13 protein-coding genes are annotated in these 13978 nt (G+C 44.5%); 7 read left to right on the top strand and 6 right to left on the bottom strand.

Features of this window, described 5'->3' with window-relative positions:
- Positions 1-112: 112 nt before the first annotated feature.
- From uhpT to R7Q38_RS13545, 3 genes are all read right to left on the bottom strand, one after another.
- Positions 113-1507, bottom strand: a complete 1395-nt coding sequence (gene uhpT, locus R7Q38_RS13535; protein WP_021707729.1) for a hexose-6-phosphate:phosphate antiporter — start codon at positions 1505-1507, stop codon at positions 113-115.
- Positions 1508-1912: 405 nt separating this feature from the next.
- Positions 1913-2743 (bottom strand): formate dehydrogenase accessory sulfurtransferase FdhD, encoded by an 831-nt coding sequence (gene fdhD, locus R7Q38_RS13540; protein ID WP_005460891.1) that lies wholly within the window; start codon positions 2741-2743, stop codon positions 1913-1915.
- 53 nt (positions 2744-2796) lie between these two features.
- Positions 2797-3681, bottom strand: coding sequence for a LysR family transcriptional regulator (locus tag R7Q38_RS13545; protein ID WP_005376096.1), 885 nt, complete (start codon positions 3679-3681; stop codon positions 2797-2799).
- A 667-nt stretch (positions 3682-4348) separates the two neighbouring features.
- Between R7Q38_RS13545 and R7Q38_RS13550 the strand changes: the two genes are divergently transcribed.
- Both R7Q38_RS13550 and R7Q38_RS13555 read left to right on the top strand, forming a co-directional pair.
- Complete coding sequence (locus R7Q38_RS13550) at positions 4349-6673, top strand: FdhF/YdeP family oxidoreductase (protein ID WP_239939137.1); 2325 nt, start codon at positions 4349-4351, stop codon at positions 6671-6673.
- 195 nt (positions 6674-6868) lie between these two features.
- Positions 6869-7345 (top strand): DM13 domain-containing protein, encoded by a 477-nt coding sequence (locus R7Q38_RS13555; RefSeq protein WP_005376099.1) that lies wholly within the window; start codon positions 6869-6871, stop codon positions 7343-7345.
- A 198-nt stretch (positions 7346-7543) separates the two neighbouring features.
- Here R7Q38_RS13555 and R7Q38_RS13560 read toward each other — a convergent pair whose 3' ends face one another.
- The gene (locus R7Q38_RS13560) at positions 7544-7993 is read right to left on the bottom strand and encodes a YkgB family protein (RefSeq protein WP_005376100.1); all 450 of its coding nucleotides are present in this window, start codon (positions 7991-7993) and stop codon (positions 7544-7546) included.
- Positions 7994-8140: 147 nt separating this feature from the next.
- Here R7Q38_RS13560 and R7Q38_RS13565 point away from each other — a divergent pair, with 147 nt between their 5' ends.
- Positions 8141-8941, top strand: a complete 801-nt coding sequence (locus tag R7Q38_RS13565) for a PhzF family phenazine biosynthesis protein (RefSeq protein WP_031781164.1) — start codon at positions 8141-8143, stop codon at positions 8939-8941.
- Between the two features lie 139 nt (positions 8942-9080).
- Positions 9081-9779, top strand: a complete 699-nt coding sequence (locus tag R7Q38_RS13570; RefSeq protein ID WP_053349909.1) for an aspartate/glutamate racemase family protein — start codon at positions 9081-9083, stop codon at positions 9777-9779.
- Between the two features lie 67 nt (positions 9780-9846).
- Here the strand turns inward: R7Q38_RS13570 and R7Q38_RS13575 are convergent, their stop codons facing one another.
- On the bottom strand, positions 9847-11550 hold the full coding sequence (locus tag R7Q38_RS13575; protein WP_053349908.1) for an FAD-dependent oxidoreductase: 1704 nt from the start codon (positions 11548-11550) through the stop codon (positions 9847-9849).
- Between the two features lie 151 nt (positions 11551-11701).
- Between R7Q38_RS13575 and R7Q38_RS13580 the strand changes: the two genes are divergently transcribed.
- The 3 genes from R7Q38_RS13580 to R7Q38_RS13590 are packed head-to-tail and all read left to right on the top strand — an operon-like array spanning position 11702 to position 12866.
- On the top strand, positions 11702-11992 hold the full coding sequence (locus R7Q38_RS13580; protein ID WP_005376206.1) for an ArsR/SmtB family transcription factor: 291 nt from the start codon (positions 11702-11704) through the stop codon (positions 11990-11992).
- 5 nt (positions 11993-11997) lie between these two features.
- Complete coding sequence (locus R7Q38_RS13585; RefSeq protein ID WP_372058356.1) at positions 11998-12411, top strand: YeeE/YedE family protein; 414 nt, start codon at positions 11998-12000, stop codon at positions 12409-12411.
- Between the two features lie 14 nt (positions 12412-12425).
- A complete protein-coding gene (locus tag R7Q38_RS13590; RefSeq protein ID WP_239939094.1) occupies positions 12426-12866 on the top strand; it encodes a YeeE/YedE family protein in 441 nt (146 codons plus the stop codon).
- 53 nt (positions 12867-12919) lie between these two features.
- On the opposite strand, the gene R7Q38_RS13595 is transcribed toward R7Q38_RS13590, so the two are convergent.
- Positions 12920-13783 carry an endonuclease/exonuclease/phosphatase family protein gene (locus tag R7Q38_RS13595; protein WP_213903776.1) on the bottom strand — a complete coding sequence of 288 codons (864 nt, stop codon included), beginning with the start codon at positions 13781-13783 and terminating at the stop codon, positions 12920-12922.
- Positions 13784-13978: the final 195 nt, after the last annotated feature.

Below are 13978 nucleotides of genomic sequence, written 5' to 3' on the forward strand. Positions count from 1 at the left end.
TAACAACAATAAGCTCCAACAGGAGCTAATAGAAAAATCTTTAATGATACTGAATTGAGCCATGCTTTTTAATGATCTTGCGCGCTTTACCGAAGTAAAGCGCGCAGAGAAGCTAGGCTTGGTTTTGTGCAAGTTGAAGCTTCTTCGCGTGTCGAATCTTCTTCTCTTCCGCGATAGCGACGAAAGCGAGCAAAACAATACAAATCATGGCGGAGGTATCTAGGGCTGCGAAGGTACCTTTCCAACCTGTTAAGCCGAAGATAGGTGTACCGTCTGCAATCATACCGAGACCAAGTTTCGCGAAGCTGTCACCGATTAGGTAAGCGAATGTACCTTTTACGCCGTCAGCCACACTGATTGCTTTTTTAGGGACAAAACCAACTGCGGCAACACCGATAAGAAGTTGCGGACCAAACACCAAGAAGCCCAATACAAATAGTGAGGCCAAGTACATGAACTCGCTAGTGGCGTGCTGGTAGAACTCAAGCGATACGATGATCAAGCCAAGAGACACACAAGCAACCAATGCGCGGCGACCGTTTGCTAGGTCAGACAGGTAACCCCACATCAAAGTACCCACAAGCGCACCGACTTCGAACAGAGTAAAGCCAGAGATTGCCGTTTCTTTTGACAGACCAAGTTCTTGGTACGCGTATACCGTTGACCATTGGTCGATACCGATACGAACGATGTAAAGGAAGATGTTGGCAAAGCAAAGTAGCCAGATAACTTTGTTTTTAAGAACGTATTCAACAAAGATTTCTTTTTTGGTCATCTGGTTTTCTTCAGCGGCGGTGTCTTCTTCACTCACTGCTTCATCGAAAAGTTCTTCTACTTTACCTAGACCGTAAGCTTCTGGAGAGTCGCTACCAAAGCGCATACCGATAAAACCAACGATGATCGCGATGATAGAAGGGAACACGAACATGCCGATTACGTGGCCGTCGAATAGGTAGTTGGCACCGAAAAGAGCAACACCCGCTGCGCCCGCACCACCAACGTTGTGTGACATGTTCCACAAGCCTAGGTAAGAGCCGCGTTTGTTACGAGGTGTCCATTTTGTAATGGTTGAGTAACTAGAAGGGCCACCAGTACTTTGGAAGAAACCACTCAGAGCGTAGAAAGCCACCATCAAGAACAGGCTTGCACTACCGCCGCCCATGCTGAAGCTGAAACCAAGCATTGCAAGACCTGAAAGGATCAGCATAAAAGGGAGGAACTGCTTGGTGTTCTTACCGTCAGCGTAGTAAGACACAACGGTTTTACCGATGCCGTATGTGATGGAGAAGCCAAGGCCAATAAGACCTAGGTCTGTCATGCTCAAACCGTAAGTTGAGATCATGTCGTTTTGCGCGACATTGAAGTTCTTACGAATCAAGTACATGGTTAGGTAGCCGATAAATACGACCAAGTAAGATTGGATGAACGGTTTAAACCACATCTTTCTTCTAACTTCGACAGGAAGATCGAGGGTCGGCTTCCGCACCTGTTCGAGGAATTTTAACATGATGAACTCTCTTGTAATTGTTTTAGAAACACAACGGAGACCGTTATGCGCTCTTGTTACCTTTGACTGAGCGGAATTCTAGAGAGTGGTTTTGTGAGGCACATGAGATGGTTGCCTAGATCGGCTAGGAAAAATTCCTAGAAATGCCTAGGAAGGCGGAAAAGCGTGAAAAGAGTCACACAAAATCCTTACTAATTTATGGGTTTTTGACAGGTTTCTTATCGGATTGGAAAGCGTTCAAATGCAAGCAGGTTAATATACGCAAGCTTAGTGCTGACAAGGGGTGAGTACGTTTGGTTGGAAGAATAGTGTCTCGTTGCTAGCTATCAATCGCGAATGAGAAACAAACAACAGAGACCCAGAGGTCTCCGTTAGAAATATTAGGAATTCGGCTAGGTTGACGTGTTAAGGCGCAGGGCTGTATAGACGCGGCGAGCCGTGTTTTGGTAAGTGAATTAGGTTCAAATGGTTTCTTCTTGCCCATTCGACGGTTAACGCTGTAGGTGCAGATAAGCAAACCAGAGTGGGGATACGCGCGCGAACGGCTTTGTGGATCAACTCCAAGCTGCAACGGCTTGTCATGATAGCGAAGCCACTTTGAGGCTCGATGTGATTGTTGGCCAATGCGCCAATCAACTTATCTAGCGCGTTGTGGCGGCCGATGTCCTCTCGGCACAACTTGATGTTGCCTTGTAAATCTGAAAATAAAGCGGCGTGTAGCGCGCCAGATTCACGTGCGGCTTCTTGATGCAGTGCGACTTTGTCTCGCAGCCCTTCGAATACATCGGAGCGCGGAGGAAGAGACGGTGTCAGCGGCGCCAAATCAGGCAAAGCTTGTTCCAGAGCCTCGACGCCACAAATGCCGCATCCGGTTGTGCCTGCAAGATTCCGACGTTGTGTTTTTAGCGCCCAGAAAGCGCGGTTGCTGATTTCCACTTCCGCATAGTGAGATTCGTGATCGCCGCCAATTTCAATGTCTTTGATCTCTTTGAAGTCGTGGACGATGCCTGTGCTTAGGCTAAATCCTTTCACGAAGTCTTCCAGATGGCCTGGCGTCACCATCATGACCGCTTGGCTAATGCCGTTGTAGCTGATAGCTAAGGCGGATTCACTCGCCAGCGACATTTGTTGCACTGGGCGGCCATCAATCAATTCTCGGTAATTGAACGCACTTGGTTGAGGTGGTGCTTGATTGAAATCGGACAGTTCAAAATAAGATTGAGTAGTACATCTCATGAAATCACCTCATAAGCCGTTATGTATGCCAAACATTGACGTGTGGGTTGTTGTTATCGATTGAATATGTTTTTTGCTTCTGCGAAGCACTGATCGGTTAGCGCGGAGAAGGGTTCTTGTTTTCGCTTTAACAAACCTAGTGGGGCGTGAACGGCGGCTTCTTCGATAGGGATAATGCGAAGCGTATCGTTCAACTCTTCCAATCCACAATTCAGCGGCATAATGGCGCAACAAAGGCCACTGGTTACTGCTTGGATCAAGTGAAAGGTGGAGTTACTTTCAATGACGGTTTGCGGAACCAGCCCTTTACTCACAAAGCTAAGATCAATGGAGTGGCGATAGTGCATGCCCTTCGAAAGCAGCCCTAGCGGAATGTTATTGAGTGACTCCCATAACACTTCAGATTCGGCAAAATCAAAATGACGCTCATCGAATAAAACGCCAAGTTTGGTTGAATCTAGCTCGATAACATCGAAGTAAGCGGTGTTAACTTGATCGACATAACACATCCCCAAATCAAGTTGATTGCGATTGAGTTGGTCTATGATCTGTTCGGTCGTCATGGAGAGTATTTGAAAGCGTAACTCAGGGAACTGGTGAGCTAATGGTTTGAGCAATTGCATCGGGTTTTGGCTGGCGAGTGGCACCATTCCAAGCCGAAGAGAGCCGACCAACTGACCACGGCAGTTGGCGGCTTCAGCTTGCAATCCATCATGAGCTGCTAAGACGGTTTTTGCCCAAGCTAAAATGCGTTCTCCTGCTTCAGTAAACCCTTCAAATCGTTGACTTCTTTGGATTAATTCGAGATCGAGTTCTTCCTCTAAGCTTCGGATTCTCATGGACAAAGTAGGCTGCGTAATGTGGCACAATGCGGCGGCTTGACCAAAGTGTTTGGTCTGTTCAAGTGCGATGAGATATTTAAGTTGTTTGATATCCATAATGGCTTGTTAACCTTGCGTTGTGAGTCACATGTACGGGGGAACTCCCTAAAAAGGGCACAGCACTACCGTACTTTTTAAGCGCTGGAGCGTTTTAACTGGGGAATGGAAAACCAAAACCAAGTCAAGAATAAAACCACACTCAAAATTGATCTGAATCAAGGCTATTCCTGATATTAATTAGGGTCAAATTTAAAGTATCTATAGTGTGATAGATATTATCTATTATCAAGAGTGCCGATTTTATTGAGTTCGTTAAGCGAACTAGGTGGAATCGGATGGGAAAACGATTAACCTCATAAATTGTATTGATTAAAAATGTGATGACCGTCAGTGGAAAAATTCGTCATAGATTTTGTTTATCACTCGGTCAGGATTATCAATTGGACGCATATTGAATAACGACTTAATCTTTGATTTAGATCAAGACGCAACAATGCACATTGAATCTAACAGTCTTAGAAACAGTAGGCGGGTATCCGATATCAAGAATCTAGATAAGTAAACGCTCGGACAGGCGAGAGCATGTTGAGTGGTTACTTATTTGGATTAAAAAATACATGGATTAGAAACCTAAGCCCTTCAATACTTCCGCATTATCTCAATAAATAACGCGCTTGTTTTCACGGGCACCCTGCTTGCTGATATATCTGCGAGGAGTAAAGTCGTGAGCCAAAAAGAACAAATAAAAACATACAAAGGTCCAGCTGGTGGTTGGGGTGCACTGAAAGCCGTAACCAGAAGTTGGTGGGGCAGTGAAAATGCAGTTAAAAACATTCGCACTATGCTCAAAACCAACCAAAATGGCGGTTTCGACTGCCCGGGATGTGCATGGGGTGAGTCGCCGGATAGTGGTAAAGTCAATTTCTGTGAGAATGGCGCGAAAGCGGTAAACTGGGAGGCGACCAATCGTCTGGTTGATCCTGAGTTTTTTGCCAATCACAGCGTTTCTTCTCTCTCAACGCAAACCGATTACTGGTTGGAATACCAAGGCCGTATCACGCACCCAATGCGATACGATGCCGAGTCCGACCACTATGTGCCAGTCTCTTGGGATGAGGCTTTTTCTCTTGTGGCTAAACATCTCAACCAATTGGATTCACCACACCAAGCGGAGTTTTATACCTCTGGCCGTGCAAGCAACGAAGCGGCGTTTTTGTATCAGCTATTTGTGCGCGCATTCGGTACCAACAACTTCCCAGATTGTTCCAACATGTGTCACGAAGCCAGTGCAATCGGGATGAAAGACACCATTGGCGTTGGTAAAGGCACAGTGATCTTTGATGATTTTGAAGAAGCCGACGCGATTTTTGTGATTGGTCAAAACCCGGGCACGAACCACCCACGAATGCTTGAACCTCTGCGCGAAGCGGTAAAACGTGGTGCGCAGGTTATCTGTCTAAACCCGCTGAAAGAGCGCGGATTAGAGCGTTTCCAAAACCCACAAATGCCGATTGAGATGTTGAGTAACGGCTCAGAGCCTACCAACACGGCGTACCTGCGTCCTGCTTTGGGCGGAGACATGGCAGTGTTTCGTGGCATCGCGAAATTCTTGTTGCAATGGGAACACGAGGCATTGCAAAACGGTGGCAAAGCGGTATTTGACCGTGAATTCATCAAGCAACACACGATAGGTATTGATGAGTATTTGGCTGAAGTGGACGCAACCTCTTGGGAACACATCGCGGAACAATCGGGTCTTGATTTAAGTGAAATCGAGATGGTGGCGAGCATGTATCGACGTGCAGAACGTGTGATCATGTGTTGGGCGATGGGGTTGACTCAGCATCGTCACTCTGTGCCAACCATTAAAGAAGTCGCAAACGTGCAAATGTTACGAGGTAACGTTGGTAAGCCGGGCGCGGGTCTTTCACCAGTGCGTGGTCACAGTAACGTTCAGGGCGACCGTACGATGGGCATTGATGAAAAACCTTCAGAGCTGTTGTTGGATCGCATTGAAAGTCGATTTAACTTTGCCGTCCCGCGCGGTGAAGGCCACAACACTGTGCAAGCCATTAAAGCGATGGAAGAAGGGCAAGCGAAAGTATTTATCGGTTTGGGCGGCAACTTTGCACAAGCAACGCCAGACACAGAACGTACGCACAACGCAATGCGAAACTGTAATTTAACCGTACACATTTCGACGAAGTTAAATCGTTCTCACCTTGTCACAGGTAAAGATGCGCTTATTCTTCCGTGCTTAGGCCGTACTGAGATTGATCAGCAAGCGACTGGCCCACAAGGCGTGACGGTTGAAGATACCTTCAGCATGGTACATATCTCATTTGGTCAGCTAAAACCGCGTTCGGAGCATTTGCGTTCAGAACCAGCGATTATTGCCGGTATTGCCAATGCTACACTCGGGGCAAAACCAATTGATTGGTTGTGGGCGATTGAAGATTACGACCGTATTCGCGATTTGATTGCCGACACGATTCCGGGCTTTACCGACTTTAAACATAAGCTTAAACACCCAGGTGGATTCCACTTGGTAAACCCAGCTGCCGAGCGTCGATGGAATACACCAAGCGGCAAAGCACAGTTCAGCTCTAGCGAGTTGCCGAAGCAGTTGATCAGCGAAGCGATACTCGAAAAAGGCCAAAAGCCAGATTTGATCTTGCAAACCATGCGCTCACACGACCAATACAATACGACACTTTACGGCTTGAATGACCGTTATCGTGGAGTATTTGGTATGCGCGAAGTGCTGTTTATCAATGAAGCGGATATTCGTAAACTCGGTTTTGAACCGGGCGACAAAGTGGACATGGTGTCATTGTGGGAAGATGGCGTTGAGCGCCGTGTGAGCGGATTTACGCTTGTTGCCTATGATGTACCAGCAGGTCAGGCGGCGGCTTACTATCCAGAAACAAACCCATTAGTTCCTTTGGACAGTTATGGGGATAGAACGTTTACGCCAACCTCTAAGTTTATTGCGATAAAATTGGAAAAATCGACATCCGATAAAATCGCTTTGGTGGAAGCGGAATAGTGACCAAACCGGCACAACGACATTTCCGATAAGCAAACGGCTGATATTAATTATCAGCCGTTTTTAATTGCGCTCAGTCTGCATTTAGTGCGCATAGCTTGTGTATAATGTTAATGACATTATGCTGCTCGATAATAGACAGATAAGGCCGATTTGAATCTAATTTCAAGTAGTAAAACTAATAAGAAGATGCTTATGACCTTGAAAAATATAATTAAATTAACAATCAGTCACTTAGTGGCAGTTTCTATTGGCATTGCGATAGGTATCTATACTTTACCGATCCTTATTGCACCACCTGCGCCGACCGATGAACAAGTTGCTAAGAGCAAGCAAGGTGCAGAATACAGCGCAGTGTTTAAGAGGGAACTCAAAGGTAGCGATGCTTTTCATTGGGGAGAGGGAGAGATTCATTTGAGTTCTGAAGTCATTACGTTGGTAGGAAAACTCGCTCCCGGACCAGACTATAAACTCTATCTATCTCCTAAGTTTGTCGAAACGGAACAAGAGTTTAATGACCTTAAATCTGAAATGAGCTTAATTGGTGATGTCAAAACGTTCGATAACTTCGTTGTTGAGGTTCCTCAAAGCACTTCAATTTCTGAATACAATACGGTTGTTGTATGGTGCGAGACATTCGGTGAGTTCATTACTTCGGCAAAGTATCAATAAACCTTAGCAGTAGAGTGAAAGGCTTTTCTTTTAACTTTACGCTAGGATGTTGTTTCGCATAATTAAGAGGCAAAGACTCTTAAACATTCTAAATTTAAGAGCCTTTGTTTAGAGTTATTGACAGAACCATTCGACTTGTAAGTCGTTTTCACCTTTCAGGCTACGTTCTGGAAAAACAAGATTTCGAACTATTTAGAGTTATTCTCTGTTTGGCTTGTTTCGTTCGATGACGCTAATCGCAATGGCTAAAAATAGAATATCTTTTACTAAAAAGAAGTTTGTCACCAAAACCCCATCAGACACTTTCCATGTATTCGGTGTCGTAATTAGAAAGCTGAGTGTCGCAAGAAAAATAATTGCGGCGGCTATGCCAGAAAAATAAGCGACTCGTGTGTTTTTAAGGCCAACGATTAATCCAATAGCGACAATGATTTCTGTTGCGCCAATGATGTTTGATACGGCTTGAACTGACATCACATCATACAACCAACTCATCAGAAAATGATTTTCAACGAGCGGTTGTATAAGCTTGGCCTCTGTAGGTGTGAATTTATAAATACCAATCCATATTAGAACTAAAGAAACGCCGAAAACTCCGATAAGATATCCAATTGAGTCACATTGATGATGGCTTTTTACGTTTTGCATAATTAACTACATTCTCCTGTTTGTTAGCGCTTCCAACAAGACCTATAAGGTTGGTAGAAAATTTCATAGGTTTTTTTCGCTCAAACAACAGATATTAAAAATCACGTGATACAGAATTACGTGTTTGATAGAACTTAAGGATATTTCGTGGAAGTTAAAATTTTTCAGGTTGACTCGTTTACATCAGAGGTTTTCAAAGGTAATCCCGCGGGTGTTTGTATCACAGAGTCAAGCCTTGATGAGGAAACGATGTTGGCCATCGCGGCCGAGATGTCGTTATCTGAAACGGCATTTCTGTCACTCAGTACAATGCAACTTCGTTGGTTTACACCGAGGACGGAAGTTGCTTTGTGTGGACACGGCACACTTGCAACGGCGCACGTTCTGAAAGAGCAGGGGTTATATAATACTGGAGATACGATTGAGTTCGTTACGCTATCTGGGGTTTTAACTGCACAACTCGATCATGAAGAAATTCATTTGGTGTTTCCTGCTCCAACTTTAGATATGCGAGCTAGTATTAACAAAGACTTACTTCATGGTTTGGGGCTAGATGCCGCCAATGTAGTCGCCTACGGTCAGTTTGATAATAAGCAGTTGGTCGTCATTAATGATGAATTTGTGCTTGAACAGCTCGACCCTGATTTTGGTGCGCTGCTTAAACAAAAAGGCCGTGGCGTCGTCATCACTGCTCAATCAAGCACTGACGCCGATTTTGTCTCTCGATACTTCGCGCCTTGGGTAGGTGTTAATGAGGACCCAGTTACAGGCTCTGCACATTGCGCTTTATGTGTTTACTGGGCTAAAGAGCTCAACAAAAAGCAACTGAAAGGCTTCCAAGCCTCCAAGAGAAGTGGGGTCGTCCATACAGAGTTGTTAAGCACTGAGCACGTTAAGCTTTCTGGAAATGCAGTAACGATATTGCGAGGATATATGAGAATCGCGTAGCGGTCCTTGTGGGAATGATTTTATTTTCGTGTTACCCAATGCTCAATAGTGAAGACGCTTGAATGCTGCTTATTTAAGTGGCTGATTTTTTTTGTAAAAACACCCCTGGCACGGTGGTGTATAACGATTGGAGAGTTATATGAAAACTATCGGTCTTCTAGGTGGTATGAGCTGGGAGTCGACGCTTAGTTATTACAAATTGATCAACGAAGGAGTCAAAGAGGCGTTAGGCGGCCTAAATTCCGCAAAAATTTGTATGTATAGCGTGAATTTTTCGGAGATAGAGAAACTTCAACATCAAGGTAAATGGGAAGAAACGGCAAGCATTCTATCTGATGCTGCATCTTTAATAGAAAAAGGGGGCGCTGACTTCATTCTTATTTGTACTAACACAATGCACAAAGTTGCGCCTCAAATTGAAGCCAGTATTAATATCCCCATACTACATATCGCAGACGCGACTGCTGAGTTACTTCGTGAGAAAGGGGTTCAAAAGGTCGGACTCCTTGGTACTCAATTCACAATGGAGCAAGACTTTTATAAAGGAAGGCTTTCCGACCGTTATGGGCTTGATGTCGTCATTCCCGATCAAGACGACCGCTCTAAAGTACATAACATTATTTATAAAGAGTTATGCCAAGGTGAAATCAAAGAGGAGTCAAGGACGATATACTTGCAAATTATTGAAAAACTAAAAGAGCACGGAGCTGAAGCTGTGATTCTCGGGTGTACTGAAATTGCCTTACTTGTAAACCAAAGTCACACCGATGTTACACTACTCGATACCACTTCTATCCATGCTCAAGCAGCAGTCCGTTTGGCAATTGAAGGTGAATGATCTACGCTTTCTTTCCTGCAAAAAAAGAGAAAACCAAGCACAAGGTTTTCTCTTTTTTATTATCAAGTTATAAGCGAGCAAATTTGAGTGTTCTGTATCCACCAATCAAGTTGCGGGCTTTGTAACCATTGTTGACCAGCTGACGGTATGCTACGTTACCGCGTAACCCAACTTGACAGTAAATCACGATCTCTTTGTCTTTAGGAAGTTCGTGCATGCGACGACGTAGTTGATCGACAGGAATATTAATTGCACCTTCAAGATAACCAACGGACTCCAATTCACCAGGATTACGAACATCAAGTAACAGTTGGTCTTCTGTCAGTGAATCCATTTCATCATAATGAATCGCGGTCGCATCGCCTTTGATGATGTTATTTGCCACAAACGCCGCTTGGTTAATTACATCTTTAGCAGAGCCATAAGGTGGCGCGTAAGTTAGCTCGAGGTGTTGCAGTTGCTCTACCGTCATACCAGCACGCTGAGCAACTGCCATTACGTCGATACGTTTATCAACACCGTCTTTACCTACTGCTTGCGCACCTAATATTTTACCTGTTACTGGATCAAACAGCATTTTGAATGACACGGTTTCTGCACCTGGGTAGTAACTCGCGTGACTTGCTGTATGCACATACACTTTTTCATAAGCGATGTTTTCACGTTTCAGTTGTTTCTCGTTTTTACCAGTAGAAGCGACGGCTAAATCAAAAATCTTACAGATCGCCGTGCCTTGCGTACCTTGGTAAGTTTCTTGGCGGCCAAGCATGTTGTCTGCTGCCATTCGGCCTTGACGGTTTGCCGGGCCCGCAAGTGGCACTAGAGTTTGCTCGCCAGTCACAAAGTCTTTCTCTTCTACCGCGTCGCCGACAGCGTAGATCGAAGGATCGCTGGTTTGCATGTATTCATTGGTATAAATACCACCAAGAGCGCCGATTTCTAAGCCAGCTTCTTTTGCTAATTTGGTCTCGGGGCGAACACCAATTGCCATAATCAAAATATCGGTGGTGAGTCTTTCACCATTGTTTAGTGTTAATTCCAATTCACCTTCTAGATGTTGGTGTTTTTCGCTTTCACCAGAGTCGAAACTTGCCACGTGCTCGTTAGGTACGAATTTCACCGACTCAAGTGCGACGCCAAGTTTAAGGTCGATGCCTTTCTCACGAATTTCAGCATGTGCGAAGCCAGCCATTTCACGGTCAACGGGCGTCATCACTTGATCCGCCATTTCGACTAATGTGGTTTTTATGCCTAGCTGGTGGAAGGCTTCCATCATTTCCAAACCGATAAAACCACCACCAACGACCGTAGCGTGTTCAACTTTGTTGGTTTCGATCGTTTTAATGATGCGATCCATATCTGGAATATTGCGCAGCGAGTGCGTTAACGGGTTATCAATACCCGGAATAGCTGGCACAACTGGACCTGCGCCAGGGCTGAGTAGAAGAAAGTCGTAGCTCTCTTGGTATTCAGAGCCATCAAGCAAATTGTTAACCGTAACCGTTTTGTCTTGACGGTTAATAGAAACCACTTCGTTCATCACACGGACATCAACATTGAAACGCGCTAGAAAGCTCTCAGGCGTTTGAAGAAGCAGTTTGCTGCGCTCTTGGATATCGCCACCAATGTGATAGGGTAAGCCACAGTTTGCAAATGACACAAATGGACCGCGTTCAAACATAATGATTTCTGCGTCTTCACTAAGACGACGAGCGCGAGCTGCTGCAGATGCACCGCCAGCAACCCCACCAATAATCACGATTTTGCTCATGGATTTCTCCTGCTGAATGATCGAAAACGCCTACACCTTACTTAAATAAATTAGCTGAGTCTAATATTATTTAATCTACATTAGCATTGACTTAATAATATTAATTAGTAATATCTAATAAAATGTAATGTAGTAATGAAGAGGCATAAGAATGGGCGACAGTATGCTACAAAGTGCGACCGAAGCGAGTGAGCTACTTAAAATTATGGCTCATCCAGAGCGCCTAATCGTGATGTGTAAGCTGATTGAAGGCGAGAAAGGGGTCGGTGAACTGTTTGAAGGTTCATCATTAAGCCAATCTGCTTTTTCACAACATCTCACCGTATTGAGAAAGCACGACATCATTAAAGCTAGGAAGGTTTCTCAGCAGGTATTTTATTCAATTTCTGATGAAAGAGTTGGTCCGCTGGTTGAGGCATTTAAGCAAGTTTTCTGTAAGTAATTAGTTTGGCGGTTGCTATGTTTGAAGTTCCTTGGATGTCGCTTTTGGGCGGCATAATAGTTGGCGTATCAGCGATAACACTGATGCTATTTACTGGCAAGACTGCTGGGATCAGTGGGATCTTAAACGGTGCCGTTGAGAACGCAGATCGCGTTTGGCGCATTGTTTTTTTAATTGCGATGGTATTAGGTGGCGTGTTTGCTGTTTATGTTCTTGGCGGGCATGTACCAGAACAGTACAGCGGTTCTGTTGTTTTAGTTATCGTTGCTGGCTTGTTAGTCGGTGTCGGTACGCGTATCGGCAATGGTTGTACTAGTGGTCATGGCATTTGTGGGATAGGGCGTTTCTCAATCCGTTCTGTGGTCGCGACGTGTACTTTTATGGCCACAGCCATGTTAACCGTCTTGCTAGTATCGTGAGGAATAGTGTCGTTATGAAAACTCACGTAATGAAAAGTATTAAGCAAATGTCCGTTGTTGCATTTTCTGGTGTGCTCTTTGGTATTGGTATGGTGGTCTCTGGTATGGCAGATCCGGCAAAAGTGATCGGCTTTCTTGATATTACCGGTTCATGGGACCCAAGCTTAGCCTTTGTAATGGGCGGAGCACTTGCGGTGTTCGTTCCAGCTTATCTTTTATTAATAAAGCCAAGAAGCGAATCTGTGTTTGGTGATGAGATTGTCTGTCCGACTTCTAAAACGATAGACAAAAAGTTAGTCGGTGGTGCAGCACTGTTTGGTATTGGTTGGGGCTTACTGGGTGTGTGTCCTGGTCCTGCGGTTGCCAGCCTTTTTACTGGCAACACACAAGTTCTGCTCTTTATAGCGGCAATGTTGGTTGGGTCATTCACCGCTAAAAGAATGGTTCGTGGCTAAAGAGTTCTTCAACGCAAAAAAGAGTATCTCAACGTTAACAGAGAACTTAAACGCTAAAAAGTGAGTGTCGTAGAAACCGGGCAATGGTCACTCAGTTTATAGTCGAGTACATCTTGTGTTTTGAAAACGGTTTGAACACCAGACGACGCCTTTAAATCACCACTCACAATAATGTGGTCTATCACCGAGCGGAATTGGTGGGTTTTATTCGGATTACGATTAGAACGCACTTTACATTCCGCTTTAGTGTCTTTAGTCACTAGCTTTGCACTAGTATTGTCCGATATCACGTCCCATAACCAATCTCCTTGATAACCCAAGTTGTGGTTAAAGTCGCCAAGCACGACATAATGTTGTTTGTTGTCCTCGCGCGCCTTTATCCACTTAGCTAGTGCCTGTCCTTGTTGTTTCACTATCTTACAATCGCGGTTATTACGATACGCGCCACTGCAACCCGCTTTCAGATGTACAGAGAGTAGGTGAGTCTCGTTTTCTTGGTTTGGATTTAAAACAAGGTAGCTCGCGAAGCGAAGCTTGCTGTTGCCTCGTGTGATAGAGAAGTCTGGCTTGTCTAATACGCTTACGCCATTGCGCACGGCAAAGCCTGTGTATTGGTTGGTGTCGTTAAACTGAAGGTGTCGGTTGGAGGCGTTTGAACGATCGGAAAGATAAATAGTGAAGTCATTGCCAACGGCTTTTTGGATGGCAGCAGCACTTTCGACTTCTTGAAAAGCAAAAATGTCGGCTTGTGTTTTATCCACATAGTGGGTCAGCTTTTCAAAATCTTGTGGTGTTCTCGACACTTTTCCACCATCTATAGATAACCATTCTATGTTCCAACTGGTTAGATTGATGGAGTTTTGAGCAAATGAAAGAGAACTAAAAAGTAATATTAACGTAACAAAAAGTGATCGCATTTTGGCCTGTTGCACTCCTATCTTTTAGCGTATTCCTTTCCATCCTTTATCCTACAAGACCTCCAAAAATAGCAAGTAGATTTAGTACCAATTTTGCAATTTTCATGGTTTTCTTCGCAACTGAGATCAACGCCAATAAGATCGATTTCTTCTTGTTCGCTAGCCAATCTTTATTGATCAAAATCAATGTTTTCG

The sequence above is a fragment of the Vibrio sp. Vb0598 genome (genome assembly GCF_033338935.1).
Classification (GTDB): Bacteria; Pseudomonadota; Gammaproteobacteria; order Enterobacterales; family Vibrionaceae; genus Vibrio; species Vibrio alginolyticus.

Bases quoted from the DNA above. Each gene is read 5' to 3' on its own strand.
- R7Q38_RS13570 (WP_053349909.1), top strand. From the start codon at position 9,081: ATGAAAACTATCGGTCTTCTAGGTGGTATGAGCTGGGAGTCGACGCTT.
- R7Q38_RS13590 (WP_239939094.1), top strand. From the start codon at position 12,426: ATGAAAACTCACGTAATGAAAAGTATTAAGCAAATGTCCGTTGTTGCA.
- fdhD (WP_005460891.1), bottom strand. From the start codon at position 2,743: ATGAGATGTACTACTCAATCTTATTTTGAACTGTCCGATTTCAATCAA.
- R7Q38_RS13595 (WP_213903776.1), bottom strand. From the start codon at position 13,783: ATGCGATCACTTTTTGTTACGTTAATATTACTTTTTAGTTCTCTTTCA.
- R7Q38_RS13555 (WP_005376099.1), top strand. From the start codon at position 6,869: ATGACCTTGAAAAATATAATTAAATTAACAATCAGTCACTTAGTGGCA.
- R7Q38_RS13580 (WP_005376206.1), top strand. From the start codon at position 11,702: ATGGGCGACAGTATGCTACAAAGTGCGACCGAAGCGAGTGAGCTACTT.
- R7Q38_RS13545 (WP_005376096.1), bottom strand. From the start codon at position 3,681: ATGGATATCAAACAACTTAAATATCTCATCGCACTTGAACAGACCAAA.
- R7Q38_RS13575 (WP_053349908.1), bottom strand. From the start codon at position 11,550: ATGAGCAAAATCGTGATTATTGGTGGGGTTGCTGGCGGTGCATCTGCA.
- uhpT (WP_021707729.1), bottom strand. From the start codon at position 1,507: ATGTTAAAATTCCTCGAACAGGTGCGGAAGCCGACCCTCGATCTTCCT.
- R7Q38_RS13560 (WP_005376100.1), bottom strand. From the start codon at position 7,993: ATGCAAAACGTAAAAAGCCATCATCAATGTGACTCAATTGGATATCTT.